Annotated in this window: 21 protein-coding genes; 13 read left to right on the top strand and 8 right to left on the bottom strand. The window is 45.3% G+C overall.

The window, feature by feature from the left end; genetic code table 11:
- Positions 1 to 410: 410 nt before the first annotated feature.
- The 5 genes from ACFQ0C_RS23255 (at position 411) to ACFQ0C_RS23235 (ending at position 8,154) form a co-directional block, all read left to right on the top strand.
- On the top strand, positions 411 to 1,001 hold the full coding sequence (locus ACFQ0C_RS23255) for a hypothetical protein (protein WP_379370060.1): 591 nt from the start codon (positions 411 to 413) through the stop codon (positions 999 to 1,001).
- A gap of 197 nt (positions 1,002 to 1,198) precedes the next feature.
- Positions 1,199 to 2,356 carry a chorismate synthase gene (gene aroC / locus ACFQ0C_RS23250; RefSeq protein WP_379370058.1) on the top strand — a complete coding sequence of 386 codons (1,158 nt, stop codon included), beginning with the start codon at positions 1,199 to 1,201 and terminating at the stop codon, positions 2,354 to 2,356.
- Between the two features lie 203 nt (positions 2,357 to 2,559).
- Positions 2,560 to 3,681 carry a YheC/YheD family endospore coat-associated protein gene (locus ACFQ0C_RS23245; RefSeq protein ID WP_379370056.1) on the top strand — a complete coding sequence of 374 codons (1,122 nt, stop codon included), beginning with the start codon at positions 2,560 to 2,562 and terminating at the stop codon, positions 3,679 to 3,681.
- A 214-nt stretch (positions 3,682 to 3,895) separates the two neighbouring features.
- On the top strand, positions 3,896 to 4,921 hold the full coding sequence (locus ACFQ0C_RS23240; protein WP_379370054.1) for a LacI family DNA-binding transcriptional regulator: 1,026 nt from the start codon (positions 3,896 to 3,898) through the stop codon (positions 4,919 to 4,921).
- A 53-nt stretch (positions 4,922 to 4,974) separates the two neighbouring features.
- Positions 4,975 to 8,154, top strand: coding sequence for an alpha-mannosidase (locus tag ACFQ0C_RS23235; RefSeq protein ID WP_379370052.1), 3,180 nt, complete (start codon positions 4,975 to 4,977; stop codon positions 8,152 to 8,154).
- A gap of 119 nt (positions 8,155 to 8,273) precedes the next feature.
- On the opposite strand, the gene ACFQ0C_RS23230 is transcribed toward ACFQ0C_RS23235, so the two are convergent.
- The 4 genes from ACFQ0C_RS23230 to ACFQ0C_RS23215 form a co-directional block, all read right to left on the bottom strand.
- On the bottom strand, positions 8,274 to 10,682 hold the full coding sequence (locus ACFQ0C_RS23230) for a hypothetical protein (RefSeq protein ID WP_379370050.1): 2,409 nt from the start codon (positions 10,680 to 10,682) through the stop codon (positions 8,274 to 8,276).
- 224 nt (positions 10,683 to 10,906) lie between these two features.
- Positions 10,907 to 12,085: an ABC transporter permease gene (locus ACFQ0C_RS23225; protein WP_379370048.1), complete on the bottom strand. Its 1,179-nt coding sequence runs from the start codon at positions 12,083 to 12,085 to the stop codon at positions 10,907 to 10,909.
- Positions 12,082 to 12,798 (bottom strand): ABC transporter ATP-binding protein, encoded by a 717-nt coding sequence (locus ACFQ0C_RS23220; protein ID WP_379370046.1) that lies wholly within the window; start codon positions 12,796 to 12,798, stop codon positions 12,082 to 12,084. The genes ACFQ0C_RS23225 and ACFQ0C_RS23220 overlap by 4 nt, the downstream gene beginning before the upstream one ends.
- Before the next feature lie 29 nt (positions 12,799 to 12,827).
- Positions 12,828 to 14,525, bottom strand: a complete 1,698-nt coding sequence (locus ACFQ0C_RS23215) for an efflux RND transporter periplasmic adaptor subunit (RefSeq protein WP_379370044.1) — start codon at positions 14,523 to 14,525, stop codon at positions 12,828 to 12,830.
- Between the two features lie 239 nt (positions 14,526 to 14,764).
- Here ACFQ0C_RS23215 and ACFQ0C_RS23210 point away from each other — a divergent pair, with 239 nt between their 5' ends.
- Positions 14,765 to 14,917, top strand: a complete 153-nt coding sequence (locus ACFQ0C_RS23210; protein ID WP_379370042.1) for a hypothetical protein — start codon at positions 14,765 to 14,767, stop codon at positions 14,915 to 14,917.
- A gap of 920 nt (positions 14,918 to 15,837) precedes the next feature.
- Here ACFQ0C_RS23210 and mtnA read toward each other — a convergent pair.
- From mtnA to ACFQ0C_RS23195, 3 genes are all read right to left on the bottom strand, one after another.
- Positions 15,838 to 16,920 (bottom strand): S-methyl-5-thioribose-1-phosphate isomerase, encoded by a 1,083-nt coding sequence (gene mtnA, locus ACFQ0C_RS23205; RefSeq protein ID WP_379370040.1) that lies wholly within the window; start codon positions 16,918 to 16,920, stop codon positions 15,838 to 15,840.
- A 50-nt stretch (positions 16,921 to 16,970) separates the two neighbouring features.
- Entirely contained in the window at positions 16,971 to 18,176 is a 1,206-nt protein-coding gene (gene mtnK / locus ACFQ0C_RS23200; protein ID WP_379370038.1) for an S-methyl-5-thioribose kinase, read from the bottom strand.
- Positions 18,177 to 18,267: 91 nt separating this feature from the next.
- Positions 18,268 to 18,426, bottom strand: coding sequence for a hypothetical protein (locus ACFQ0C_RS23195; RefSeq protein ID WP_379370036.1), 159 nt, complete (start codon positions 18,424 to 18,426; stop codon positions 18,268 to 18,270).
- Positions 18,427 to 18,563: 137 nt separating this feature from the next.
- Here ACFQ0C_RS23195 and ACFQ0C_RS23190 point away from each other — a divergent pair, with 137 nt between their 5' ends.
- Positions 18,564 to 18,737 carry a hypothetical protein gene (locus ACFQ0C_RS23190; protein ID WP_379370034.1) on the top strand — a complete coding sequence of 58 codons (174 nt, stop codon included), beginning with the start codon at positions 18,564 to 18,566 and terminating at the stop codon, positions 18,735 to 18,737.
- Between the two features lie 368 nt (positions 18,738 to 19,105).
- On the opposite strand, the gene ACFQ0C_RS23185 is transcribed toward ACFQ0C_RS23190, so the two are convergent.
- Positions 19,106 to 19,285 (bottom strand): asparagine synthase, encoded by a 180-nt coding sequence (locus ACFQ0C_RS23185; protein WP_258216158.1) that lies wholly within the window; start codon positions 19,283 to 19,285, stop codon positions 19,106 to 19,108.
- Positions 19,286 to 19,480: 195 nt separating this feature from the next.
- Here ACFQ0C_RS23185 and ACFQ0C_RS23180 point away from each other — a divergent pair, with 195 nt between their 5' ends.
- The 6 genes from ACFQ0C_RS23180 to sufB all read left to right on the top strand — a co-directional run bounded on the left by ACFQ0C_RS23180 (position 19,481) and on the right by sufB (position 25,497).
- Positions 19,481 to 20,047 carry a DUF1802 family protein gene (locus ACFQ0C_RS23180; protein WP_379370032.1) on the top strand — a complete coding sequence of 189 codons (567 nt, stop codon included), beginning with the start codon at positions 19,481 to 19,483 and terminating at the stop codon, positions 20,045 to 20,047.
- 173 nt (positions 20,048 to 20,220) lie between these two features.
- Positions 20,221 to 21,051, top strand: coding sequence for a Fe-S cluster assembly ATPase SufC (gene sufC / locus ACFQ0C_RS23175; protein WP_171650466.1), 831 nt, complete (start codon positions 20,221 to 20,223; stop codon positions 21,049 to 21,051).
- Positions 21,052 to 21,079: 28 nt separating this feature from the next.
- Positions 21,080 to 22,393 carry a Fe-S cluster assembly protein SufD gene (gene sufD / locus ACFQ0C_RS23170; RefSeq protein WP_379370029.1) on the top strand — a complete coding sequence of 438 codons (1,314 nt, stop codon included), beginning with the start codon at positions 21,080 to 21,082 and terminating at the stop codon, positions 22,391 to 22,393.
- Positions 22,390 to 23,616 carry a cysteine desulfurase gene (locus ACFQ0C_RS23165; RefSeq protein ID WP_379370027.1) on the top strand — a complete coding sequence of 409 codons (1,227 nt, stop codon included), beginning with the start codon at positions 22,390 to 22,392 and terminating at the stop codon, positions 23,614 to 23,616. The genes sufD and ACFQ0C_RS23165 overlap by 4 nt, the downstream gene beginning before the upstream one ends.
- On the top strand, positions 23,603 to 24,025 hold the full coding sequence (gene sufU / locus ACFQ0C_RS23160; RefSeq protein ID WP_308862276.1) for a Fe-S cluster assembly sulfur transfer protein SufU: 423 nt from the start codon (positions 23,603 to 23,605) through the stop codon (positions 24,023 to 24,025). The genes ACFQ0C_RS23165 and sufU overlap by 14 nt, the downstream gene beginning before the upstream one ends.
- 74 nt (positions 24,026 to 24,099) lie before the next feature.
- Positions 24,100 to 25,497 carry a Fe-S cluster assembly protein SufB gene (gene sufB / locus ACFQ0C_RS23155; protein WP_258216162.1) on the top strand — a complete coding sequence of 466 codons (1,398 nt, stop codon included), beginning with the start codon at positions 24,100 to 24,102 and terminating at the stop codon, positions 25,495 to 25,497.
- Positions 25,498 to 26,278 lie beyond the last annotated feature (781 nt).

Genomic DNA, 26,278 nt, shown 5'->3' with positions numbered 1-26,278 from the left:
ACACCTAGATTGAGCTTTGCGAGAACACTATTGAGAAATAGGGTGTATGGATTAAAATTTGAGAGATATTGAAAGCGCTTAATTCGACAGCCTGACATTTTCCTGTTATTTGTGTGGGGTTCGCTAGGTGCATGCAATGCAGTAACTGAACCACGAACCCCGAGATTGGCACGCGTTGGAATGACCTCATCTCAGCATCGCTGAGAATACCCAAGAAAGGGCTGTCTCGAAAGGATAAACCCTAGTGAGTGAATCCCACTTTAAAATAAAATAATTTCTTAACGTTTGAAAGGAATTCCGACAAATTATCGACGATTCAGTCATAAAATCTAATAATCTCCTAATATCTGTCTCAAACTTTTTAAAAGTTTATCCTCTATATTAGAGATATAAGACAGGGAGGTGATTTTATGAAACAGATTCAAATTCTGCACAAAGGTAAGATTTATCACGGCATAATTGGTTACGAAGAAGATTTTATGGAAATTGAGCTCTCGAAATCACCCGCATTTGGTATAGGTGAAAAAGTGTTATGCTTTGATTTTCAAAGACGGCAGCTTTCCATAGTATTGCATATTTCTAAATTAAAGGTCGTTTTGGCTCCTGCTGATTCTGAAATTTTTCATATAGAGGCTAGTCCTGCCAGAAAGTATGATGAGCTGTTCGGGGAAGAGCATAAAACCGTCAAGAGCTTTAAATTAAACACCTTTGGTACGATCACTGAAGATTTTAAGACAAGAGCCGTACGTATTTCCGATGTGAGCTGTTTAAGTCTTGGGTTCGAGATTGATGATTTTACTGTAAAATTAAATGAGGTTTATGAGAGTACGATCTTTTGCGATGATGAAACTATACGAATGCGATTAATTGTACGCTATGCGCACATTATGGAGAAGACGATCCGCTACGGCTCTGAAATTCATTACATTTCGGCAGCTGACTTAAATAAATTTCGCTATTTCATTGTAATGCAGAATTTCAAGCAGCTTATGCTTGTGTAAGGAACTTTGCACTTAGGATTCGATCCTGCTTGTTATATATAATAAGGACTGCCGGAATTAATTCCGGTGGTTTTTTTGTGTGAACTAGACATTTAAAATTTCTATGTATTTCATTTAAGATATCTATTTTCTTTATGTCAACAATTGGACTTATAATCAGAATTATCAAAAGAACACTCAATTGGGGGATACGGAAAATGAGATATTTAACAGCAGGCGAGTCGCATGGGCCACAGTTGACGGCAATTATAGAAGGGATGCCCAGCAATATTGGTCTTATTGCAGAACAGATCGATATAGAGCTGCAGCGGAGGCAAAAAGGTTATGGTCGAGGCAGACGGATGGAGATTGAAAGTGATCAAGTCCGAATTGTCGGAGGAGTGCGGCACGGCAAGACAACCGGCGCTCCAATAGCACTTGTCGTTGAGAACAGAGATTGGAATCATTGGAGTCAGATCATGGGAGTGGAGCCGACGGAGGAGGCTGTCAAGCGCGCTGTTACCAGACCACGACCGGGACATGCTGATCTGAATGGCGGGTTGAAATATAATCAGTCTGATTTGCGTAATATTTTGGAGCGTTCAAGTGCCAGAGAAACGACGATTCGAGTTGCATGCGGCGCAGCGGCAAGAAGCCTGCTTCAATTGTTCGGCATTCATATTGGAAGCCAAGTATTGCGGATTGGTGAAGTATCGGCTAAGCGCGCCTCTCTATCGGCGAAGGAGCTCCGAGAGGTCACTGAGGTGTCGCCGCTGCGCACAGCAGATAAGGACATTGAAGCAGCTATGATGCAGCACATTGATGAGGTAAAAGCAGCGGGAGACACTGTTGGCGGCTTGATAGAGGTAACAGCCGATGGTGTGCCTGTCGGGTTAGGCAGTCATGTGCAGTGGGACCGCAAATTGGATGGAAAAATTGCTCAAGCTGTCATGTCCATTCAAGCGTTTAAAGGTTGTGAGTTTGGGGTTGGCTTTGAAGCGGCGAGGTTACGCGGTTCCAAGGTTCATGATGAAATCATGTATGATTCAGAGAGCGGATTTTCACGTGCCAGCAACCGAGCCGGTGGGTTCGAAGGCGGAATGACGACGGGTGAACCGGTTATTGTGCGTGCCGTAATGAAACCCATACCCACTCTATATAAGCCGATTAGCAGTGTTGATATTGAAACGAAGCAGCCCTATGCCGCACAGATCGAGCGCTCTGACAGCTGCGCAGTTCCTGCTGCCGCAGTGGTGATGGAGAATGTGATCGCATGGGAGCTAGCGTGTGCCTTTCTGGAAAAATTCGGCGGAGATTCCTATGAGGAGATAGAACGGAACTATAACCATTATATACAGCAGGTCCGCAGTTATTAACCGGACGCCCGGGCACAATCCATGGTGCCCGGGCGTCTGTTTGTTCTTAATATTTCGTAGTTCTTACATTTGGACTTTTACCCATAACCTTCCATAATAACTTTCCATAGACTGTTGAAACTAAATAAATTTTGTTACACAAGCTTAGTCTGTGCCTGCGTGGCATTTCAGCGAATTTTTTAGCGAGGGGGCAAATGAGGCATATGCCGTCAGTACGAGCATACAAAAGACGCCCCGTGATCGCGATCTTAACTGTCGCCAAACGAAACCGATTACGGGGAAACTTGCAGTATTATCGCGAACTGATAAAAGAAGGACATTCCAGAAAGGCAACCGTATTCGTAACGACAGTCGGCAATCTGAATCGATCGCAAAAAAAGATCATCGGGTACGATTATAACAGGCGTAAAAAGAACGGGTTCATCAGAACGTCATTTCCATTCCCTGATGTAATATACAACCGGATTCCGGAACGCAAAGACGAAAAACGGCCAGCTGCCCAGCGGGAAATTCGATCTTGTTTACGAGATCGGCGCGTGCACTTGTTCAATCCTTTTTTCTTTGATAAATGGACGCAATATAAGTGGCTGTCACAGTCGTCAAAGACGAAGCATTTCATTCCGGCAACGAAGAAGCTGCTCACATTAGACAGCTTGGTTTCGTTATTCAAACGCGGTCCGCTCGTTTATATAAAGCCGGTGAGCGGGAAAGCGGGGAAAGGTATCATGCGGGTGGAACGCAAAATGATTGGAGCGACCGCTCAATACCGACTTATAAAGCAAGAAAACGGCAAGCGGCTGATCTTTAAGTTTACCAATGTATCCAGCCTGTGGAGGAAGCTTAAGGGAAAAACAGGGAGAAGGGCGTATATCGCTCAGCAAGGTATTACCCTGGCACGGTTTAAAAAGAGGCCGTTTGATCTGCGGCTGCTCGTGCAAAAAAACAATAAAGGCAAATGGTCGATAAGCGGCATTGGTGCACGATCCGCAGGGAAAGCAGGCATCACGACCCATGTGCCACGAGGCGGATCCATTCAAGACCCGAAAAAGCTTTTGAACTCTAATTTTGGTGCTGCCAAAGCCAATAAAATTATCGGAAGCTCGCGTAAATTGGCCCTCATCGTTGCCAATCAGATTGAGAGGTCATCTGCTCGAACGCTAGGTGAGATGTCGATGGATATTGGCGTCGAAACGAACGGCCGTTTATGGTTTTTTGAAGCGAATTCAAAACCGATGAGATTCGACGAGGCCGGAATCCGCCGAAGGTCGGTTCAAAGAATAATTCAATATTGCCTATATTTAGCTAAAAGGAAAACGTCCAAATGATGATATAAGATATGATATGTCGGGTAGGCAACGCTATTTGCAACATTAATGGCGGCGACATTTAAGTGGGAAGAGAACTGGGGCCGGCCGTACATGTACGTGCTTGCTTCCGGTTCCTTCAGAACATTCCCTCTAAACAATAGAATAAGCTGTTAAAATAATGATTGTCTCTCTTTATAACACGTGTTATATTGGATTTAGAGGTGTTACATAAATGGCCAAAAGAGTAACCAGCTTTGATGTAGCCAAGCGGGCAGGAGTTTCACGAAGCGTAGTTTCTGCTGTGCTAAACGGTACACAGGGCATAGGTGTTAGTGCTGAGAAGCGGACAGCCGTGTTGGATGCGATTCGTGAATTGAACTATCAGGTGGATGCTCAAGCTCGGGGTATGAAGACGGGCAGAAGCCAATGTCTTGCTGCTTACGGCAATGTTTCGAACCCGCTTTTTTTGCAGGTGCTTGAAGGGATGCAGGAGGTTTGCGCCGCGAAAGGCTACCACTTACTGCTATACGCATCAGGTCCTTTAACTGGGCAAAAGGGACTGCTGGATTTGTATTTGCAGCGGCGGATTGACGGCATTGTAGCATTGGATCGGCCGCATAACATTTCCGAGGAATGGGTGGCGCTGATAAATCAGCATAATATGCCCTATGTTTCTGTGGAGGGCTACCCGGATCACAATCGGATAGCATCCGTATTGATGGATTACGGTGACAGTATCCGCCGAGCTTTGGATTATTTGTGGGAGCAAACCGGACTTCCTCCGGCTTACTTGGAAATGTTCCATGAGCATGTGCCTCTTGGATGGGGTGACAGGGAGAGGAAGCAAACCTATCTGCAATGGTGTGAAGACAAAGGCTTGCAGCCGCATGTGTATGCTGCTGCAGATGGCCCATGGGAGATGCGATCCGATTATTGGAAGCAGTGGATACAGGAACGCACCACGCCTTTTGCGATTTTAAGCAACTGGTCGCGTGGGGCGGTCTATATATGCAGAGCGGCACAATTACAAGGCATACAAATTGGTGTGGATATCCATGTAATGGCAGCTGACAATACGGAACGGATCAATCAGCATCTATTTCCCGCTATTACTTCTATAGAGATTCCTTATCGTGAGATGGGCCGCTTGGCAGCATTGCGGTTATTGGAATATATTGACGGACAGAGAACTTATGAAGACAAAAGCACAATCTCGGTTTCCTCACAGCTGGTCGTTCGCCAAAGCGTGGGAAGCTAATTTTTTTCTTAATTAATAACACGTGTTATAACATTCATTAAGGAGTGATAGAAATGCTATTTACTTTGGAAAAACTGACAGCCCGCATTCAAGAACTGGACGAGTTTCGTTATAGAGATAAACAATCGATTCCCTCCTTCCATAGTCTGGAGGATACCGAGGGAATTGTTGGGGAACGTCCGTCGCTTCCGTTAAGCTCAGTTAAAGGTAGTAGAGAAATGCGGCTGGGGGAACGATGGGAAGGCAGGGATCGTTATTTATGGCTGGCAGCCCAGGTAAATGTGCCGGCTTCCTGGCAAGGCCGTAAAATCGTAGGACGTTTTGATTTTGGCAAGGGCGGTGGCGGTAATAATGCGGGCTTTGAGTCTTTACTATATGTGAACGGTCAGCCCTATCAAGGTGTGGATACGAACCATCAAGAGGTGTTTTTTGCTGAGGAGTCAGCTGGAACAACGGTAAGCTTGTGCTTCCGGTTGTGGTCCGGACTTGGCGGTTATAAGCCGCTTGCCATTATGGAGCATCAGCTGAAGCGGGCAGAGCTATGCTGGCTCGATGCGGACGCAGATGACTTGTATTATACAGCGCGTGCGACGTTACAGGTTGTTAAGGTGCTTCATGAGCATTCGCCCGAACGTCAACTGCTGCTGTCCGCGGCAGATCGCGCTTTTTTGCTGATTGATTGGTCGAGGCCAGGGTCAGCCGATTTCTATGCTTCATTAACGGCTGCGGCAGAATCGCTGCGTACCTCCGTTCAGCAGCTGCCCAAGCATCATGCGGTTACCGTTCGCTGTATCGGCCATACCCATATCGATGTTGCTTGGCTGTGGAGACTGAAGCATACCCGGGAGAAAGCGGCGAGATCCTTCTCGACTGTTCTGCGTTTGATGGAGCTTTTTCCCGACTATGTATTTCTACAAACAATGCCGCAATTATATGATTATATCAAAACGGATTATCCGGATATTTACGCCCAAATCCAGGAGCGGGTTAAGGAAGGACGCTGGGAGGCAGGCGGCGGCATGTGGCTGGAGGCAGACTGCAATCTAACCTCAGGAGAATCGCTGGTGCGGCAGCTGCTGTATGGAACGCGTTTTCTGCGAGATGAGTTTGGTACAGAGTGTACGTACCTGTGGCTGCCCGATGTATTTGGCTATAGCTGGGCTTTGCCTCAAATTTTGAAGAAATCCGGCATCGATACATTCATGACTACCAAAATTAGCTGGAACCAGTATAACCGGATGCCTCATGACACGTTCCAATGGCGTGGTATTGATGGGACCGAGGTACTGACGCATTTCATTACTACACCGGATAATGCAGGCGGCTGGTTGTACACGTATAACGGAGAAGTAACCGCAAGCTCGGTGAACGGCATATGGGAAACATACAGAGATAAGCCGGTAAACCGTGAATTGCTGCTGGCGTATGGCTATGGTGATGGCGGCGGCGGTGTAAACCGCGAGATGCTGGAGCTGAGGCGCAGGCTGAGCGAGCTGCCGGGAGTGCCGAATGTGACAACCGGCCGCGTGGATGAGTATTTCGCTGAGCTGCAGCAAACAGTTGCCCAAACGGATGAATATGTGCACACATGGGATGGCGAATTGTATTTGGAGCTTCACCGGGGTACCTATACGAGTCAAGCTTATAATAAGCGGATGAATCGCAAGCTGGAGCTGTTAGCTCGTGAGACGGAATGGCTGGGCATTATGGGAAGCCTGGAGGCAGGCGACTGGTCGTTCTACGATCGGAGCAAGCTGGCTGAAGCGTGGAAAATCGTGCTGCGCAACCAGTTCCACGATATTATCCCAGGCTCATCGATTCAAGAGGTTTATGATGATTCGCGCCTTGAATATGAAGAAGCGGAACGATTATTGCTAGCTGCAAACAATCATGCGGCTTCAGCATTGACTGTCCGGCAGACTGAAACCGGAATAGCGGAATATACCGTATGGAACAGCTCAGGCTGGGAGCGTGGGGGATTGGTGCTTGTACAATCAGACCGCAGCCTTGATGCATCAGGCACGGAAGGGGTATGGAAGGATGAGCAAGGGAATGTGTTAGCATCCCAGCGTAGTGTTGACGGTTGGCTGGTACAGGTACAAGCGGTGCCGTCCTTGGGATCTAGTATAATTCGTTATTGTTCAGAGGAATCAGAGAATACGGATAAGAAACTGCATCCATTTACTACTACCGGCAATGGGATAGAAACACCGCATTACTCGCTGCAATGGAATGGAACAGGTCAATTGACATCGATTTGGGATAAAGTGGCCCAACGTGAGGTGCTCGCGGCAGGCTCTAACGGAAATGTGCTGCAAGTTTTCGAAGATAAGCCGAAGAGTCGTCATGAGGCATGGGATATCGATATTTATTATCAGGAAAAAACGGAAGAAATCCGTGAGCTGACATCAATTGAAGTAGTGGAAAACGGACCTGTAAGAGCAGTTGTACGATTTGCTTGGAAATATAAAGATTCAACAATTACACAGCAGCTAATTGTATATAGTGATTCCCGCCGGATCGATTTCAAAACCATCGTGGACTGGCATGAGCAAAGGAAGCTGCTCAAGGCTGCATTCCCGGTAGAGATCCGTTCCACAGAGGCATCCTATGACATTCAATTCGGCAATGTTAAACGTCCTACCCATTGGAATACAAGCTGGGATTATGCCCGATTTGAGGTAGTAGGACATCAGTGGGCTGATTTGTCCGAACGCGGATACGGTGTCAGCTTGCTGAACGACTGCAAGTACGGCTATGACATCAAAGACAATCTGATGCGATTAACTTTAATCAAGTCCGCGCTTGTTCCAGATCCTCAAGCAGATCAGGGACATCACGAGTTTACATACTCGCTGCTTCCACATTCCGGAGACTGGCTGGAAGGTCGCACGGTTCAGGAAGCTTGGGATTTGAATGCGCCGCTGGCAATCAAGGAAGGGGCCGTGGCAGTTCAAACGGGAGCATCGCTCTTCCGGTTGTCGTCTGAGCATGTGCATATCGATGCTGTGAAAAAAGCGGAGGACAGCAATCTCATCGTGTTGCGTTTCCACGAATTTGCCGGTCAACGCGGATGGGTAGAGTTGTCAAGCGACTATCAAATCCTGAGCTGGCAGGAGAGCGACCTGATGGAGCGACCTATCGGTGAGGTTAGCAGCGATGCCGTAATTCGTCTTGCGGTCAAGCCTTATGAGATCAAAACGCTGCTGATCGAGATCGCAAGCGCTGGCTGAATCCAATAATCGCTGAAATGATAATAGACCCGCCAGTACCCTTATGGGAAACTGGCGGGTTAAGTTTGTTTATAATATCAGACTGGATAAGTTTTCAGCGAAGCTGAAGAAGTCTACAGCTACTGCTTTAGCTGCTTAACAAGACGTTTGGCAGGGCCTGACGGTGTGTTGATCGTTTCGTATACATTGATGAGCAGACCGGTTTCGAACTGCTCGGTTTTAATATTGGAGAATGAAATTTTTTGCAGTCCGCTTATTAATTTTTGCGTGCCCGTGAAAGCCATCGTTTGTGAGCCAAGAACTCGCTTCAAACCGTCAACCAGCTCGAATTCCATTTGCGAAAAGCTTTGATCCACAATGACAGGTTCTTTCATATTTACAGTAAGCGTAAGATCCAGTCGGTATGTGTAATTTGAGCTGCTGTAGGAAGTATTAATTCTGTAATCATCGAAGCTGACTTCAAACGGGAAAAAGCTGATGCGTTCATCGTTGGATTCCGGCTGAACGGACGCTTGATAAGTGCCAATCGACAGCTTACCCGATGCGGAGGCTTTCGGATCTGTGAAATTCAAAGCAAGCTGTTTGCCATCCTCAGCGGACGGTAATAAGTAGGAATAGCTCACAACATAGCTTGTATTGGGCGCAAGCTTATCAGCTGCCGAGGTTTGTCGTTCTCCTGCAAATGCGAGTCCCTGACCGTTAATAAGCTCAGTCCCTAGATTGGGCAATGGCAGAGTAGAGAGACCGCGATTTGTCAGCTTGTATTTGGCGACGGCTGTTTTATACCCGAAATCGCTGTTTTCATGCATATGCAGTTCAACAAGCGATATTTCCAGATTTTTATCAATCAAACCATTCGGTGCAAAAGAAAACGGCGTTCCAAATTGATAAGACAATGCTTGTCTAATCATGTTGTCCGTCTGATCGATATTGCTTAAAGAAACAAGCATGACAGGATTTTTGTCAGTTAAGCTGGACTTGTTGTTGCTAGAATTTGTAGATGAGTTGGTCGAACTATTAGTCGTATTGGAACTGGAATTAGTATTGGAGCTATTTGTATTAGAGCTTGTGTTGGTACTGTTATTATTGCCGGAAGCCGAGCTGGAACCGGTTGATGAATTGGAGTTGGAATTGGAATTGGAACCATTGCTGGAACCCGAGTTCGAGTTCATGTTGCTGCTTGTATTGTTGGCATTGGCTGAAACTGCTTGATTCTGGTTGTTGTTAGTATTGCTGCCAGAATTATTATTGCTGGAACTGGAGGTTGATTCTGAGCTTGCTGCATTCGACTTTTGTTCAAAAAGCGTAAATTTCACAGCAGCAGGATCAACTCCTTCCGGTAATACTACTGCATAGCGATAGGATGCGGTTTGCTCAGGAGAAAGAAAACCGCTGCGAATCGATTGATCCTGTCCTGCGGCGTTGATGCTCTCCGTACCAATTTGATAAGCGGCACTTAAGGTAGGGAGTGTTGCTATTTTAGCGCTGCTGTTTCGGATTTTAACGGTTGTTTGTACCAGATACCCATCCGCCTGCTTAATAGCCACTGCTTTATCAGCTTTAACTGTAAGACCATTGCCTGTGTCGTATAACGCGTACGGCTGCTCTTTGCCGATTGGCAAAGAAGCTAGCGTCCCGGAAATAGGGAAGCTTCCCAGTATCCGCTCTTCGGAGGAAACTTCATATAGTGACTCAAGTGCGTATTGTTGTGCATCGAATGTATTCGGAACCAAAGTGCGAAGCGATAGCTTGGTCATCTTTTTGGGAAGCAGCGTAGCTGAGCTGCCGCCAACAATGGAGCCGGAGTAGGTGCTCGAATCTTTGCCTTTCAATCGCAGCTGAAGACCGGAGGGAAGCTGAACGCTGGAACTTCCTCCATTTTGTACATATAGATCTGTGTAAAGATAAGAGCTTCCGCTCTCGGCAACCTCATAGCTGCTGCCTATTCTTAACGAAACTATGGACTCCTGAGAGTAAGAGGAGCTGATATCATGCAAAGAGATTAGCAGCTGATCGGAAGCTCCCGGCTCTGAAGGTAAGAGTTCTGTTGTCGCAGATACGGCCGCCACCGATAGTTCTCCTAAGCTTGCCAAGGAATCGGACTGACTGGGATTCCATTTATAAAGATTCACCTTCAGTTGCTCAGGTGTCACATTAGGAACAACCTCGGACAAAAAGCGGAATTGCTGATCATGTCCAGGTATAACACGGGCTGTTTGCTTGCTTGTTAGCTTGGCAGGGTAACGGTTGCCTTGATCATCCACAAGGCGAACACCATAATTATTGAAGTCAATGTCGCTTTCTCCACCGTTATGCAAATTAAGTGTAAACTGCATAGTAGAAGTATCTACGCCTGCTGAAAAGGCAGCATTCTCCAGCGTAAAGTAAGTATCATTAGCCAGAAATACCCCTTCCTTGCCGGCATAGGCAGAGGGCATATAGGTGAGCAGACAAGTAGAGCCTGCAATTAGAGCGTATAGTAATCCTTTTTTTCCTGATTTTATTGAATGTAGCAGTTGGCGTTTCAATTTGATCTCCTCCTAAAGGCTTTCCGAAGGAAGCAAGCTTCGTAAGCATATGCGGTGCAATCCATTTCGAAGGTAGCCTGGTAAGCAAATGCTGTTGCAATCCGATTGGAAAGCCAACTTCGTAAGCATATGTTTAAAGCGATCCGTTTGGAAAACCTGCCTCTTAAAAATTTACTGACGTTTATGTTGGCAAATCATTTATGAAATATGGTTATGATCAAGCGTTAATCGGAACGAAGAGCGTCAATGGGCCGAAGCTTGGAAGCTTTGTTGGCCGGATACAATCCAAAAATCATTCCGACTCCAACCGAAAACAGAAATGCATACAAGCCGACCTCCAATGAAAGCTGTGTAGGCTGCTTCGGATTAATCATGGGCCATGCGAGCGACAAGCCGCTTCCAAGCAGCAGTCCGATAATTCCGCCAAGACCGCTAATTACTGTAGCCTCTATTAAAAATTGCATTAGGATATTGCGACGTTTGGCGCCTATCGATTTGCGAATGCCGATTTCTCTAGTCCGTTCGCTGACAGTAACGAGCATAATATTCATAATCCCGATACCGCCAACTAAAAGCGAGATACAGGCTACTGCAATCAATTGATTCGTAAGTGTGCTGGCTGCTTCCACACGCGCTTTCATTAATTCGTCTTGATTCATGATTTGAAAACCGGAGCTGCTTTTGAATTTATAAGTCAAATACTGGGTTATCGTGTTCTGAGTCATAGACAGTTGATCCTTAGTTGGAGCCTCCAGGTACGTTGTACGGATGTTTCCGAGCTTGAACGCCCTACGTGCCGTTTCCAAAGGAACAAACACGGAGTTGTCCAAGGATACCCCGCTGATGGAGGAGCCTTTTTCCTTGAGGACACCAACTATAGTAAATACGATGCCATCGATGTTGATATCCTCACCTATTGGGTCGAGCGAGCCAAAATAATCTTTGGCCACTGTGCTGCCGAATATAGCTACTGGATTGCGGAATTCCATATCCGCGTCTATTACAAATCGGCCTGCCGACAGCTCGCCTTTCATGAGCGGTAAATACCGGTCATTAGTACCGACGACCGTGTACTTTTCCTGCCTGCGGTCATATTTAATATTGGAGCCGCTTTTGACCATTGTCGGAGCTATGGAGTTGATTTCGGGCAGCTGCTCGAGCTGCATTAAATCATTATAATCCAGCTGAGTGGCACGGCCATTACCTAGCACATTCACTACCAGCAGATTTGTACCCAGGCTTTCGTATTGCTTTTCAATTTGCGCTGAAGTACCTTGCCCTATGGAAACCAATGTGATTACAGAGCTCACGCCGATAATGACGCCTAGCATGGTGAGCAATGTCCGCATAGGACTGGAAGCGATGGTACGAAGTGCCATTGAGACAAGCTCGATTGGATTCATAACGTCACCTCTGGTGCTGCAGGAATTTCCAATAATCGTTGATCTCCCACAATCGCACCATCACGGATAGAAATGACCCTTCTCGCATGATCCGCGATATGGGAATCGTGGGTAATGAGCACGATAGTATTGCCTTCCTCATTAAGCCGCATAACCAGCTCCAGCACTTCGTTGCCGGTCTTTGAATCGAGAGCGCCTGTCGGCTCATCCGCTAGAAGCAGCGACGGCCCGATCGATAAGGCCCTTGCGATAGCAACCCGCTGCTGCTGACCGCCGGACAGCTCGCTTGGCTTATGATGTCCACGTTGGCCCATGCCGAGCAGCTCCAGCATTTGCTGTGCTCTTTCCCTGCGAGCCTTTTTATTTAGACCGGAATAAATCATGGGCAGCTCCACATTTTCCAATGCATTAAGGCGGGGAAGCAAATTAAATTGTTGAAAAATAAAGCCGATTTTTTTGTTTCTAAGCTCTGCAAGCTTATTATCATTCATGTTTTCGGTTGCCACGCCATCCAGTGTGTAGGCTCCCGAAGTAGGCACATCCAACAAGCCGATCATATTCATAAGTGTGGATTTCCCCGATCCGCTAGGCCCGACAATAGCCACAAAATCGCCCTTTGCTACAGACAAGGAGAGATCGTTTAAGATGTGCAGCTTTTCCGCGCCTCGTTCATACACCTTCGTGATGTTCTGCAATTCAATCATTTCAGCCATTCCGGAACCCTTCCTTTCCGCACATTTCCTTACCGTCCGCCGCCACCTGATCTCTGTGTGCCGCCGCCACCAGCGCCAGGAGGATTCCCTGCACCGCCACCAGGACTAGCCTGACCACCTGCAGCGCCGCTTTGCTGAAATTGCTGCCTTATTCGGTCAATATCCGCTTGGCTGGCATTTTGCGTTCTTTGCTGACGGAGTGGAATAACTACCTTATCGCCAGCCTTCAAGCCATCGGTAATTTCAATATCGGTTTTATTGCGAATGCCTATTTTTACCTCGTGCTTATCTTCTCTTGTACCGTCAGGATTTTGCAGCGTTACATACCGTTTGCCTTGCTGCTGCTGAAGGGCTTCGATTGGAAGAGTAATAATATCTTTTTTATCCTGAAAAATAATTTCAGAAGTAGCTGTCATTCCGTACCGCAGCTCACTGGTGTTTTTTACCGAAATGACCACATCGAAGAAGGTTACACCGTTGGTAGTTGTACCTACAGTTGAAACCTGTATGACCTCGCCTTCAAAAATTTTATTGGGCAAGGAATCAACCTTTACCGTCACCTTCAAGCCTGTTTTGACATTTGGAAGATCGAGCTCATCTACCTGAATAGGCAATTGCATATAATCAAGACTGGCAACGGCACCAAACAACGTATTGACCTCCACTGTTGATCCTACAGGATAGCTGGCAAGCACATTGCTTTTCTTATTGGCAAAATCCGTAGAAAACACGCCATCAAAAGGCGCCGTAATCGTAAGCTTGTTAAATTTCTCCTGAAGGCTGTTTATTGTATTTTTCTGACGGTCAACGGCTGCTTGCTTGGTATTAATATCTTTTTGCAGCGTATCATTCACGACAGTCACAATTAAATCGCCTTTGGTTATGTAATTTCCGTTCTTCAGCTTCAGTTCTTTGATCGTCCCACTTGTATTAGCCAGCACAGTTTCAACATCGACATAGTCCAACGTTCCCTTATCGGTTGATTCTACGGTTCTGCTACCGAGCTTTGCTTTTCCCTTCACCTTCATGCCGGATGTCAGGGTTCCATCATTTTTCACCTTAATTTCAACCTCGAGCAGCTTTCCGCCGCTAGGATCAGATTTGATTTGATTGCTTATCGAGTCTACAGTAGCCGTTTTGGTCAAGTTAAATCCGTCCACCGTCAAATCGATGGAATCACCGATGGAGAATTGAGTTGCGTCATCTAATAAAAAAGGCAGCTTGGCACTCAATGTCGTTTGATCGGATATAGTAGCTATCCTGCTTGTCTTATTTACACTAGAGCCCGTCTCTAGATTGCTTCCAAGCGTCAATATTCCGCTTCTTGGTGTGTAGATTTTCATGTTGCTCTGCTGGGTGAGCAGATCGTTCAGATCATTTTCCAGCTGTTGGAGATTGACTTGAGCTTCCTGCAAAGTTATTTCTTGGGTAAGATCGGAGATTTCCAATAATACATCGCCTTTTTTAACGGCTTGATTGCGGGTCAGGTTCATTCTTTTGATAGTGCCATCGGCTGGAGCGATCACATTCTGAATATCTCTTGCTTCAAATTGGGATGTACCGGACACAGTGGAACGAATGGTACCCTTTTTGATTTCAGTGATTTTTTCTTGAGGAGCGGAGGCTTGTTGTTTAGTATTTTTGTTCAGGTAAAGATAAGTGCCTGCTCCAACTACGGCCAATCCAATTACTATAAGGATCCATTTTTTATTGCGCTGCAATGCCATTTAAGCTTCTCCTTTCAAAGCGCTTTCAACATTTATTGTATTATTTCCATTTACTTTATCAATGCTTTGTGAAAGAAGTGTGAATCTGCCCATGATTGATAATCGAAAAGTGTAAAAAAAATCGAAAATACATCAGGATGAAAAGTTATGCACTGAAATCCATGTATGTTACAAGGAGCAAGGCAGCTGTGTAAAAAGCTTGTGAGAGATTGCAAACACCTCGGAGAGAAGGGGAGTTAATGCGTAGGGGAGATCGGGAACGGAGTGCGTGGGCGAGATCGAGATTGGATTGCGTGGGGATCGGGATTGGATTGCGTGGGAGATCGGGATTGGATTGTGTGGGAGAGATCGAGATTGGATTGCGTGGGGGAGAGCGGGATCGGAGTGCGTAGGGGAGATCGGAGATCTGAAGCGAGTAAGAGAAATCAAGGATGACAGGACAAGTGTGCTGAAACACTTAGGAGAGACAGGGATCGTAACGTGTAGGTGAAAAAGTATGTTAAAGCAGGAGGGAGTGAGAATGATAACCAAGATAGGAGAGAACGAGAACGATNGAAGGAGAAACCAAGAAGGAGAAACCAAGAAGGAGAAACCAAGAAGGAGAAACCAAGAAGGAGAAACCAAGAAGGAGAAACCAAGAAGGAGAAACCAAGAAGGAGAAACCAAGAAGGAGAAACCAAGAAGGAGAAACCAAGAAGGAGAAACCAAGAAGGAGAAACCAAGAAGGAGAAACCAAGAAGGAGAAACCAAGAACGGGCAAACCAATAAAGACAAACCAAGAAGGATAAACCAAGAATTAAAGAACAAGTATATTACTAAAAAACAACTCTATATAAGGCTCGACTCCAAAATCTGCACTTGCCTTTTGCATATAAACTGAACTCTAGTTTGGTAGCTAGCACCACTAACTGGAAAACATCACGCTAATTTTGTCTCTATTCTCGAAATCAATCATTTAGCTGGAAAAACTACCTATATTAATGTCGATATTGCACATTTGGGGAATAAAGTCCTAATTTAGCGCCAGAAATTCCAGCTAAATACGTTCTACAAGAAAAATGAGGGTAATTAGCAGGAGGATTTCCAGTTGTTTGTTCTTTTGCAAATTCCGAGAACACGTTGTCGGGCTTCATTGTGGTCGGAATGGCCTGAATACTTCGTCAAAAACATAAATATAGTGTAGAGCCCTATTTAAAAGTGAAAAAACTAGTTAGCACTATTGGGAATCTGTCTAGTTTTAACATAATAGGGCTGTTAGTAGTCTTCGGCAATATGAAAACGACCACTCAGTAGGAGTGGCCGCTTTGAAAAGTTATGCTTCAGCAAATAGCTTTTTTAAATTTTCATTGTAAGGAGCTTGGACAACACCTTTTTCTGTAATGATAGCCGTAACATATTCGTTAGGCGTCACATCAAAGGCGGGATTGTAAACTTTGATTCCTTGTGGAGCTGTACGTTTACCGAAGCCCTGTGTAATTTCATCTTCGTGACGTTCTTCAATCGGAATATCATCTCCGTTAGGAGTATTCAGATCGATAGTGGACATCGGGCATGCTACATAAAAAGGAATGCCATGCGCTTTTGCCAGCACCGCGACGCTGTAAGTGCCGATTTTGTTGGCGACGTCACCGTTGGCCGCTACGCGGTCAGTACCGACGATCACCGCCTGCACCCAGCCCTTGTGCATGATGGCGCCGGCCATGTTGTCGCAGATGAGCGTCACGTCGACGCCGGCCTGCTGCAGCTCGAACGCCGTCAGGCGTGCGCCTTGCAGCACGGGCCGCGTCTCGTCGGCATACACCTTGAGGTGTATGCCGCGCTCCTGCGCCAGGTACATCGGCGCGAGCGCCGTGCCGTAGCGGGCCGTGGCCAGGCCGCCCGCATTGCAGTGCGTGAGGACGCCCATGCCGTCCTCAAACAGCGCCAGCGCGTGCTCGCCTATGAGGCGGCACGTCTCCTCATCCTCGCTCTGGATGAGCTTCGCTTCATCCAGCAGCGCCTGCTTCATCGCCTCCGGCTCACCGCCGGCGGAAGCAAGAGCTTCCGCGCGCTGTCTCATCCGATCCAGCGCCCAGAACAAGTTCACCGCCGTCGGGCGCGACGTCGCCAAATAATCGCATTGCTTGACGGCTTCGTCAAGCAACTGCTCACGGCTGCCGCTTGCGCTGCGCACGCCGAGGTATACCCCGAACGCCGCGGCGATGCCGATCGCAGGCGCTCCACGAACCGCAAGCTGCTTGATTGCATCCCATACCTGCTCTGACGTAGTCAGCTCCAGGTATACGATCTCATCGGGCAGCAAGCGCTGATCCAGCAGATCAAGCTGATTATCTGCTGAATTCCAACGGACTGATTGAAGCCAGTCCGCCGTTGATTGATTATCCAATGTTCCCATAATAAAATATCTCCTTTATTCTTCCAGCGTGTAGGCTCATGTTCCCCTAACTATTCAACTGCCTTAACTGCAATTTCTAACAATTCATCAATCGATTGGGCCTGGCGATTGTGTTTGATGAGTGCAGTCCCAATCCGCAAAGCGATGCGTTGGGCGCGCTCCTTAGCTGCTTCATCTTCCAGCTTGTTGATGTCGGCAACCTGTGCCAAGCCATGTACGCGGCGAACGATCTTGCTGCCGGTATAACCGATAGTGTCACGAAGCACCTGCTGCATGTACCAGTCTTGATAGCCCTCTGTCTTGGACAGCCGATCTTCCCCGTACAAGCTCCACAACGAACGGAACTCCCCTTGGAATAATGTCCATATATCCTTGATTGTGCCAAGCAAATAGCCGCGGTAATCCGCACGCGATTCTGCATCCTTACTCCAGCCTTCCTGGGCGGCATAGTTCAATAGCAGATTCGCGAATACAGCGCCGATGTCGAAGCCCATTGGACCATAATAAGCGAATTCCGGATCGATAACTTTAGTGGAGTCTTGCGTAATAAAAATACTGCCTGTATGCAGATCGCCATGAAGCAGTGACTGAGCATGTGTCAGAAAGCTGTTTCTTAATATAGCAACTTCCAAATGAAGCTCTTTATCCTGCCAGAGCGCTTCTATGGCATCCTGAATAGCGGGAGGTACATTATTGGTTTCGGCATTATAATAAGGATCGTCAAAAATTAAATCCTCAGTAATCTTGCATAGCTCAGGGTTGATGAACTGCTTAACGCGTTCTTTTTTCTCCTGTTGATTCATGCCAAGGTCAGATGTGTAAAATAAGGTGTGTGCCAAAAAACGTGCAATATGCTGTGCGAATAATGGATATCGATTACCTTCAATAAGTCCTCTACGCATAATAACATGATCGCTTAGGTCTTGCATAACGGTTAATGCGAGATCTTTTTCATATACAAAGACATGCGGAACCAGATCAGGGCACAGCGATTCTTGAATGATCAAGGCTTCGCTTTCAATCCTTGCACGATCCAGAGTGAGCGGCCATGATTCGCCAACGACTTTTGCATAGGGAAGCGCCTGTTTCAAAATAATGCTTTTACCGGTAGAAGGTTCAGAAATATGAAATACTAGATTTAAATTGCCATCGCCGATTTCACGGCTTGCCAGCTCGCTGTTCGGTGCAAAAAGATTCGGAATAGTGCGGGCATATTCAACCGCTTCAGCTTCAGTAAATGCGTGGTATGTAGTCATTAAAATAATTCCCCCTTAAAGTTTGCTTCAGCAAAAACCGGCTTCTTTAGCTTTTACCGTCATATCGAAGAAAAACTATTCAAGCACAGGTTTAGTCCGTAAACATATCGCTATCTAGTATATCAAAATGTTCGTCATCTTGGAAGGTATCCCTAGTAATCAGCCCTGATTTATAAGGTTCTTTCTGCTGCCAGCTTCTTGCCTTATTTATAGTGAAAATACGGATATTTACAAAAAAAACACGTGCCATTAACATCCTCTTAACGCTTATTTTTTAAAATAATAATTAAGGTTGCTTGATATGAGCTTTTAGATTGTTATTTTGAGAGGATCAAGTTGAGGGTTACATAAAATATAGTCGATAGCATATCAGGAGGTTTTCTTACTATGAAGATAATCGTGAGATTATTGTTTGCTGCCGTTGCTCTTGGAGTTGTACTGACACTTGGACTGACTTCTCAGGATAACCAGACCGTGGCAGGTACGAATCCAATGAAAGTAAACCAGCAGCAGTATGATCGTATTCATGAGCCCGCTATGTTTGCAAATGTAAATAAATGATCTGACGTATACTTTGGATTAGATGTTGGAAAGTAAAACGTCAAGTTTGAATATATTTTTATTAAGAGGGTACCGGTGGGTGCTCTTTTTTAACTTGTAAAAACCATCACTGCTGATGAGCACGGCCATCATGAGGCTTTTTGTAAGTTTTCTGGTATAATAAGGATAGCGCTGCTGGGAGATAAGAACCTTTAACGAGCCTTTTGAGGATGAGTGACCGGATTCATTTGCAGGTTTTTTTGCAGTATCAGACTTGTTCAGCTCTGCTGAAAACTTGTACGTCTCATATTATTAAAAGAAGACGGGCTTTCGCCCGCCATTCTGTGACCTTTACAATAGAAATAATGATTTCAGTACTTTAGCAAAATCTATTCGAAATATTTGTTTTTGATGCTGCGGTGCTCAACCAAGTCAATAGCGCCCAGTACAACATGAGCAAGTCCGAATCCTGCGACCGCGGCTGCAGCCATCGGATATTTGTTACGTAATGCTACACCTGAAGCTGTAACTGCTGTTCCTAAAACGGTTGGAATAAGTCCTTCACGCATCGTTTTTTCCTCCTTCAGAGATTTAATAAATGCGATTTTAGGTTGGGGTTTTATGATCTGTTTTATGCTTGTTAAAGGCTGGATTGTTTTGGAGCGCAATCTTATTTATAATATCATAGGAATTAAAGTTGGAATCCGGATTCATGGCTGTTAATTACTAAGGAAAGGATAGTGAAAATGCTAAGTGAAAATACAATGAGACCTGTTGCCTTGAAAGAGTGGGCGGTTGCTATAGAAGCTCTTCGAAGCGGTCAACAAATACTCATTATGCGCAAGGGTGGTATCCGTGAAGAAACAAGGGATTTTCAGATAGAAAGCGATAGCTTTTATTTGTTTCCAACCTATGAGCACCAGAAAAAGCAATGGATCAAGCCGGAGTATCAGCACCAGCTGGATAAAACTTTGGAAGGGTGGAGCATAGAGGATACGAATGTGTCCATCCAATGCTATGCCGAGCTTGTCGAAGATATTCTAGTAGAAGATCAAGAGCAATTGTCCAGGCTGGGTGGTCTTCATATATGGACGGACACTTTTGCAGATGAAAGGCTTAAGTGGAAGAGAGCTCAACCTCTGCATGTGATGTTGCTTCGGGTGTATGAGCTCACAGTTCCGGCTCAATTACCGATATTGCCTTTGTATAATGGATGCAAATCTTGGATACAACTGGAAAGTGATACATTGAATGGGATGGAACGCAAACCAGTCCTTGACGATGAAGCTTTTCAAAAAGCTATTGAGGTAATAAAAGAGGCGTTGAGCTGATAGGTTATCATGTAATTGAAAACTCTCTGAAAACAGACAATTTTAGGCTTTATTGATTTGACTTGGTAAGATATAATATATTAGTATTGAGAATCATTGATAATCAGTTTAGAATGATTATTATCTAATAATCAATACTCTAAAGAGAACTACAAATTATGGAGGCAGAAAACATGGCAAATGCACCGGAATTTATTATAGACGGTTTAAAAGCGACTATTGAAGGTAAAGAAATTTTGAAAGGCTTGAGCTTGAAAATTAAAGGTGGAGAAATACATGCCATCATGGGGCCGAATGGTACAGGGAAAAGTACGTTGGCTTCCACTATTATGGGGCATCCTAAATATGAAGTAACTGAAGGCTCCATTTCTTTGAATGGCGAAGACGTATTGGAAATGGCAGTTGATGAAAGAGCGAGAGCAGGATTGTTCTTAGCTATGCAATACCCTAGTGAAATTACTGGCGTAACGAATGCCGATTTCTTGCGCAGTGCGATTAATGCACGCCGCGGCGAAGGCAACGAGATCTCCTTGATCAAGTTCATCCGCTTGATGGAAGCCAAGATGAAAGAGCTTGAGATGAATCCCGAATTTATGCACCGTTACTTAAATGAAGGCTTCTCCGGCGGTGAGAAAAAGCGTAATGAGATTTTACAAATGCTGCTGCTTGAGCCTAGCCTTGTTATTTTGGATGAGATCGATTCCGGTCTTGATATTGATGCCCTACGTATCGTAGCTACAGGAGTTAACGCTATGCGCTCCGAAGAACGCGGCTTCTTGATTATTACTCACTATCAGCGTTTGCTTAACTATATTAAACCGGACTTTGTACATGTAATGATGCAGGGCCGTATTGTTAAATCCGGTGGTCCTGAGCTGTCAGAGCGTCTTGAGAATGAAGGCTATGACTGGATTAAAGAGGAGCTCGGAATTGTTGACGAGACTGTTGGCGGACAAGATGAAGAGTTCAAAGTACCAATGAACACGACAGCACCAAGATACTAATGACAACCGAACTGGAGGAATATTTGAAATGAGTGCAAACACAATTCTTCCCATCGATCGTCAAACCATCGTGGAGCTGTCGAAATCTAGACGTGAGCCTGAATGGATGACCAATCTGCGCGCTGAAGCGTTAGAGTTGGCTGGATCGTTGGAATTACCTAAGCTGGAAAAAACAAGAATCGACCGTTGGAATCTTAATTCCTTCGGATCATATAAAGCGGAAGCTGCATTGACCTCTCTTGAGGAGCTGCCGGAATCCGCCAAAGCTTTATTGCAGGACGAAGGCCAGGGCCAAGCAGAAAATTTGTTGGTTCAAAAAAATTGCAGCGTTGTGTACCACAGCGCATCGGAAGAGCTTGCAAAGCAGGGCGTTATTTTTACAAGCCTGGAGGATGCTTTGGTTAATCATGCTGATCTTGTGAAAAGCTATTTCATGAGCGTTGTCAGCAAGGATGAGAATCAATTAACTGCCCTTCATACCGCGCTTTGGAGCGGTGGGGTGTTCCTATATGTTCCTAAGAACGTTCAAGTAAATGTGCCTATTCAAGCATTGTTTTTGACAGATGATGCAGAAGCCAGCTTCTCGCCGCATATACTAATTGTAGCTGAGCAGCATTCTTCGGTAACTTATGTAGATAATTTTGCTTCCATAGGCGAATTGAACAATTTAGTTCAGAACGGAATTGTGGAAATCATTGTAAAATCTGGAGCTACGGTTAATTTTGCTTCTGTCCATAATCTTAATGCTTCAGTCGTTGACCTGAGCTACCGCCGTGCGATCGTTGAAAATGATGCAAATGTGCATTGGGTTATCGGTGAGATGAATTACGGAAACGTGATGTCGGACACTACTTCTGTATTGAAGGGTAACGGTTCGAATTCCGATGCCAAAATTATATGTGTAGGTACAGGCGAGCAGAAGCTGAATGTTACAACGCGGGCAATTCACTTCGGAAAAGCTTCGACAAGTGGAATGATTACTCGCGCTGTTATGCGCGATGAGTCTACTGCGATTATCAACGGGATCACCAAGATTGAAAAAGGCGCTACAGGTGCGAATGGAGAGCAGACAGAAAAGGTTCTTATGCTCAGTCCGAAAGCTCGTGGTGATGCCAATCCAATCCTGCTGATCGACGAGGATGATGTTAAGGCTGGACATGCTGCAAGTGTAGGCCAAGTGAATCCCGATCAAATTCATTATCTGATGTCTCGCGGTATCACTAAAGAAGAAGCGCAACGGTTGGTTATCTATGGATTCTTGGCTCCTGTAGTTTCTGAAATTCCAATGGAGAAGGTTAAATCCCAACTGCAAAGCTTTGTAGAAAGGAAGCTCGGACAATGAATTCAAAAGAGATCCGCCAATTGTTCCCTATTCTTCATCAGGAAGTAAATGGACATCCATTAGTTTATTTGGACTCGGCGGCAACCTCTCAAAAGCCGGTGTCCGTAATCGAAGCCATTAAGCATTATTATGAAAGGGATAATGCTAATGTTCATCGCGGTGTTCATACGCTGGGTTCCAGGGCTACCGACGCCTATGAAGGTGCTCGGGAGAAAGTCGCTAAATTTATTAATGCCAAATCGACAGAAGAAATCATTTTTACCCGAGGCACAACAACGGCCCTTAATTTGGTTGCTACTGGTTATGCTCGCTCCGTATGTAAAGAAGGCGATGAAATCGTTATTACTCCTATGGAGCATCACAGTAATCTCATTCCATGGCAGCAGGCGGCTAAGGCTACCGGCGCTGTCTTGAAATATATTCCACTTCAGGAGGACGGATCCATACGTCTGGAGGATGTGGAGCAAACTATTACTGAACGGACCAAAATTGTTTCCGTAACTTATGTTTCCAATGTTCTTGGTGTAGTTAATCCTGTGAAGGAAATTGCGGCCATTGCACATCGCAAGGGCGCTAAGATGGTCGTTGACGGTGCGCAAAGCACTCCTCATCTTAAGGTTGATGTACAAAATCTCGATTGTGATTTTTATGCTCTTTCCGGCCACAAAATGTGCGGTCCGACGGGGATCGGAGCGTTATACGGCAAGAAGGCTCTATTGCAGGAGATGGAGCCTATCGAATACGGCGGCGAAATGATTGACCATGTAGATTTGTATGAATCCACATGGAAGGAATTGCCGTGGAAATTCGAAGGCGGCACGCCTATGATTGCTGGAGCGGTTGGATTGGGAGCAGCAATTGATTTTCTGGAAAGTGTTGGTCTGCACGAAATCGACCGTCATGAGAAGCAGCTAACCGCCTATGCAATGGATCGTATGTCTGCGATTGACGATTTGAAGATTTATGGACCACGGAACGATCGGGCTGGACTTATTACTTTTAATCTTGGAGAAGTGCATCCTCATGATGTGGCTACCGTATTGGATGCGGATGGAATCGCTATTCGTGCAGGGCATCATTGCTGCCAGCCACTTATGCGTTGGCTGAAAGCATCCTCAACTGCAAGGGCAAGCTTTTATCTGTATAATACAGAAGAGGATGTTGATCGGTTGGTAGCTTCACTAATAAAAACAAAGGAGTATTTCGGCCATGCAATTGGATGATTTATACCGTCGCGTCATTATGGATCATTATAAAACGCCCCGAAATCGCGGCACCTTTGAAGATGAAGCCGTTACTATCGATTTAAACAACCCTACCTGCGGCGATAAAATTCAGCTGCAAATGCAGGTTGAAGACGGTAAGGTAAAAGCTGCGAAGTTTGTGGGCGAGGGTTGCTCCATCAGTATGTCGTCTGCTTCCATGATGACGGATGCTGTTAAGGGTAAAACATTAGAAGAAGCACTCGAAATGGCTGAGAAATTCTCAGGCCTTATGAAGGGTGAAGCGGTAGAGTTCGAATATGAAGATATTGAAGCTCTTTCGGGTGTGAACAAGTTTCCGGCACGGATCAAATGTGCAACATTGGCTTGGAATGCATTGCGCAAAGGGATTGAGCAAGCAAATAAATAACTCATTTTAAATTGATAAGCTTATGCTTACGATGTAAGTTTTTTTCACAAAAAAGTTTTAGGAGGTTGGAAACGATGGCTAAGAAAATGCCTGAAATGGAAGCTTACCAATATGGATTTCGTGATGAGCATCAATCGATATTTCAAAGCGGTAAAGGTCTGAACCGTGAGATCATAGAAGAAATTTCAAGAATGAAAGACGAACCAGCATGGATGTTGGATTTCCGTCTGAAATCTTTTGAGCAATTCGAGAAAATGCCTATGCCGCGTTGGGGCGGTAATATGGATGACTTGGATTTCAACGAGATCCAGTACTATGTTAAACCATCCGAAAAGCAAGGGAAAACATGGGAAGAGGTTCCTACCGAGATCAAAGAAACATTTGACAAGCTTGGTATTCCTGAAGCGGAACAAAAGTTTTTGGCTGGTGTATCGGCTCAATATGAGTCTGAGGTTGTTTACCATAGCATGCAAAAAGAGCTTGAGGATCAAGGCGTTATCTTTACTGACACGGATACTGCTCTTAAGGAGTACCCTGAAATTTTTAGAGAACACTTTGGAACTATCATTCCTCCAAGCGACAACAAATTCGCCGCATTGAATAGTGCGGTTTGGTCCGGCGGCAGCTTTATCTATGTTCCAAAAGGTGTAAAGGTAGATATTCCTTTGCAAGCTTACTTCCGGATTAACTCGGAGAATATGGGACAATTCGAGCGGACCTTGATTATTACGGATGAAGATAGCTTCGTCCATTATGTAGAGGGCTGCACAGCGCCGATCTACAGCACAAACTCGCTGCATAGCGCAGTCGTAGAAATTATTTGCAAAAAGAATTCACGCGCTCGTTATACTACGATTCAGAACTGGGCTCCTAACATTTATAACCTGGTTACTAAACGTGCTGTTGCTGAAGAAAATGCAACTATGGAATGGGTCGATGGTAACATTGGTTCCAAGCTGACCATGAAATACCCGGCAGTTGTATTGAAAGGCCGCGGCGCTAAAGGTATGGTATTATCCATCGCTGTTGCAGGCCGCGGACAGCATCAGGATGCAGGCGCTAAAATGACGCATTTGGCTCCTGATACTACGTCCACTATCGTCTCGAAGTCGATCAGCAAGCATGGCGGTAAAGTAACATACCGCGGTTTGGCATCGTTTGGACGTAATTCCCAAGGATCCAAAGCTAATATCAAATGCGATACTTTGATCATGGATAAAGAGTCCACTTCAGATACAATTCCTTACAATGAAATTATGAACGACAACATTACGTTGGAGCATGAAGCTACAGTATCCAAGGTGTCTGAGGATCAATTGTTCTACCTCATGAGCCGCGGCTTAACAGAAGCTGAAGCAACACAAATGATCGTTATGGGCTTTATCGAGCCGTTCACGAAGGAACTGCCAATGGAATATGCAGTAGAAATGAACCGGTTGATCAAGTTCGAAATGGAAGGCTCGATCGGCTAACCAACCCAAATTTTTATTATTAAGGCACAGCTCCTTTAACAGGGCTGTGTCTTTCTTTATAATATCAGACTTTATAAATTTTCAGCAGAGCTGAACAAGTCTGATATTGCAAGAAAAGCTACAACTTAGTCACGAATGTATCTTCCTCGAAAGGGCTTCGATCAGAAGCTTTTCTTATACTATTTATAAGCTTTCAATAGAGCTGAACAATGCCGATAGAGCGAGGACAGATGTTCAAAGGTTGCTCTCATTGCAGAGGAGAGCAGGATACTTTTACGGCTGCCGAAAGAAAGAAGAGATGGAATTCCTCCCGTTAATCCAGCCTGGATTTCATTTGAAAGCAAGCTAACTGGAAAAACTCCTGTTAATAGAGGGGATAGGGATGAGATCAGCCCAAATACGTAGAATTAACAGGAGAAATTCCAGCTATAGGGCTTGGAACGCTATTTTGGGAGAAAATAACGTGACATTTTCCTGTTAATTGTGTGGGACTCGTAAGCCTACCATACAATTCTATAAACGAACCCGGCCCCTGTGATTAGCACGAGTTGGAAAGCGGTCTCATTCTTTGCTATTCGCTGAGAATACCTAAGAAGGGCTATTATAAAAGGGTAAACCCTGGTTAGTGTGTGAATGAATCCCATAGAATGTGCAAAAGAACCTTTTATATTGAGAGTTGGATCTCTGTCAAGAAAGTAGACACTCAAATAAGAGATATCACACAACCTTTTTGTAATACATGGCCTCGTATTGATCCGGTGAAACATAGCCCAAAGAACCA

This window comes from Paenibacillus sp. GCM10027630, from assembly GCF_042676305.1.
Taxonomy (GTDB): domain Bacteria; phylum Bacillota; class Bacilli; order Paenibacillales; family NBRC-103111; genus Paenibacillus_S.
The sequence above is the reverse complement of the archived record's forward strand: the minus strand, read 5'-3'. Positions and strand labels throughout refer to the sequence as shown.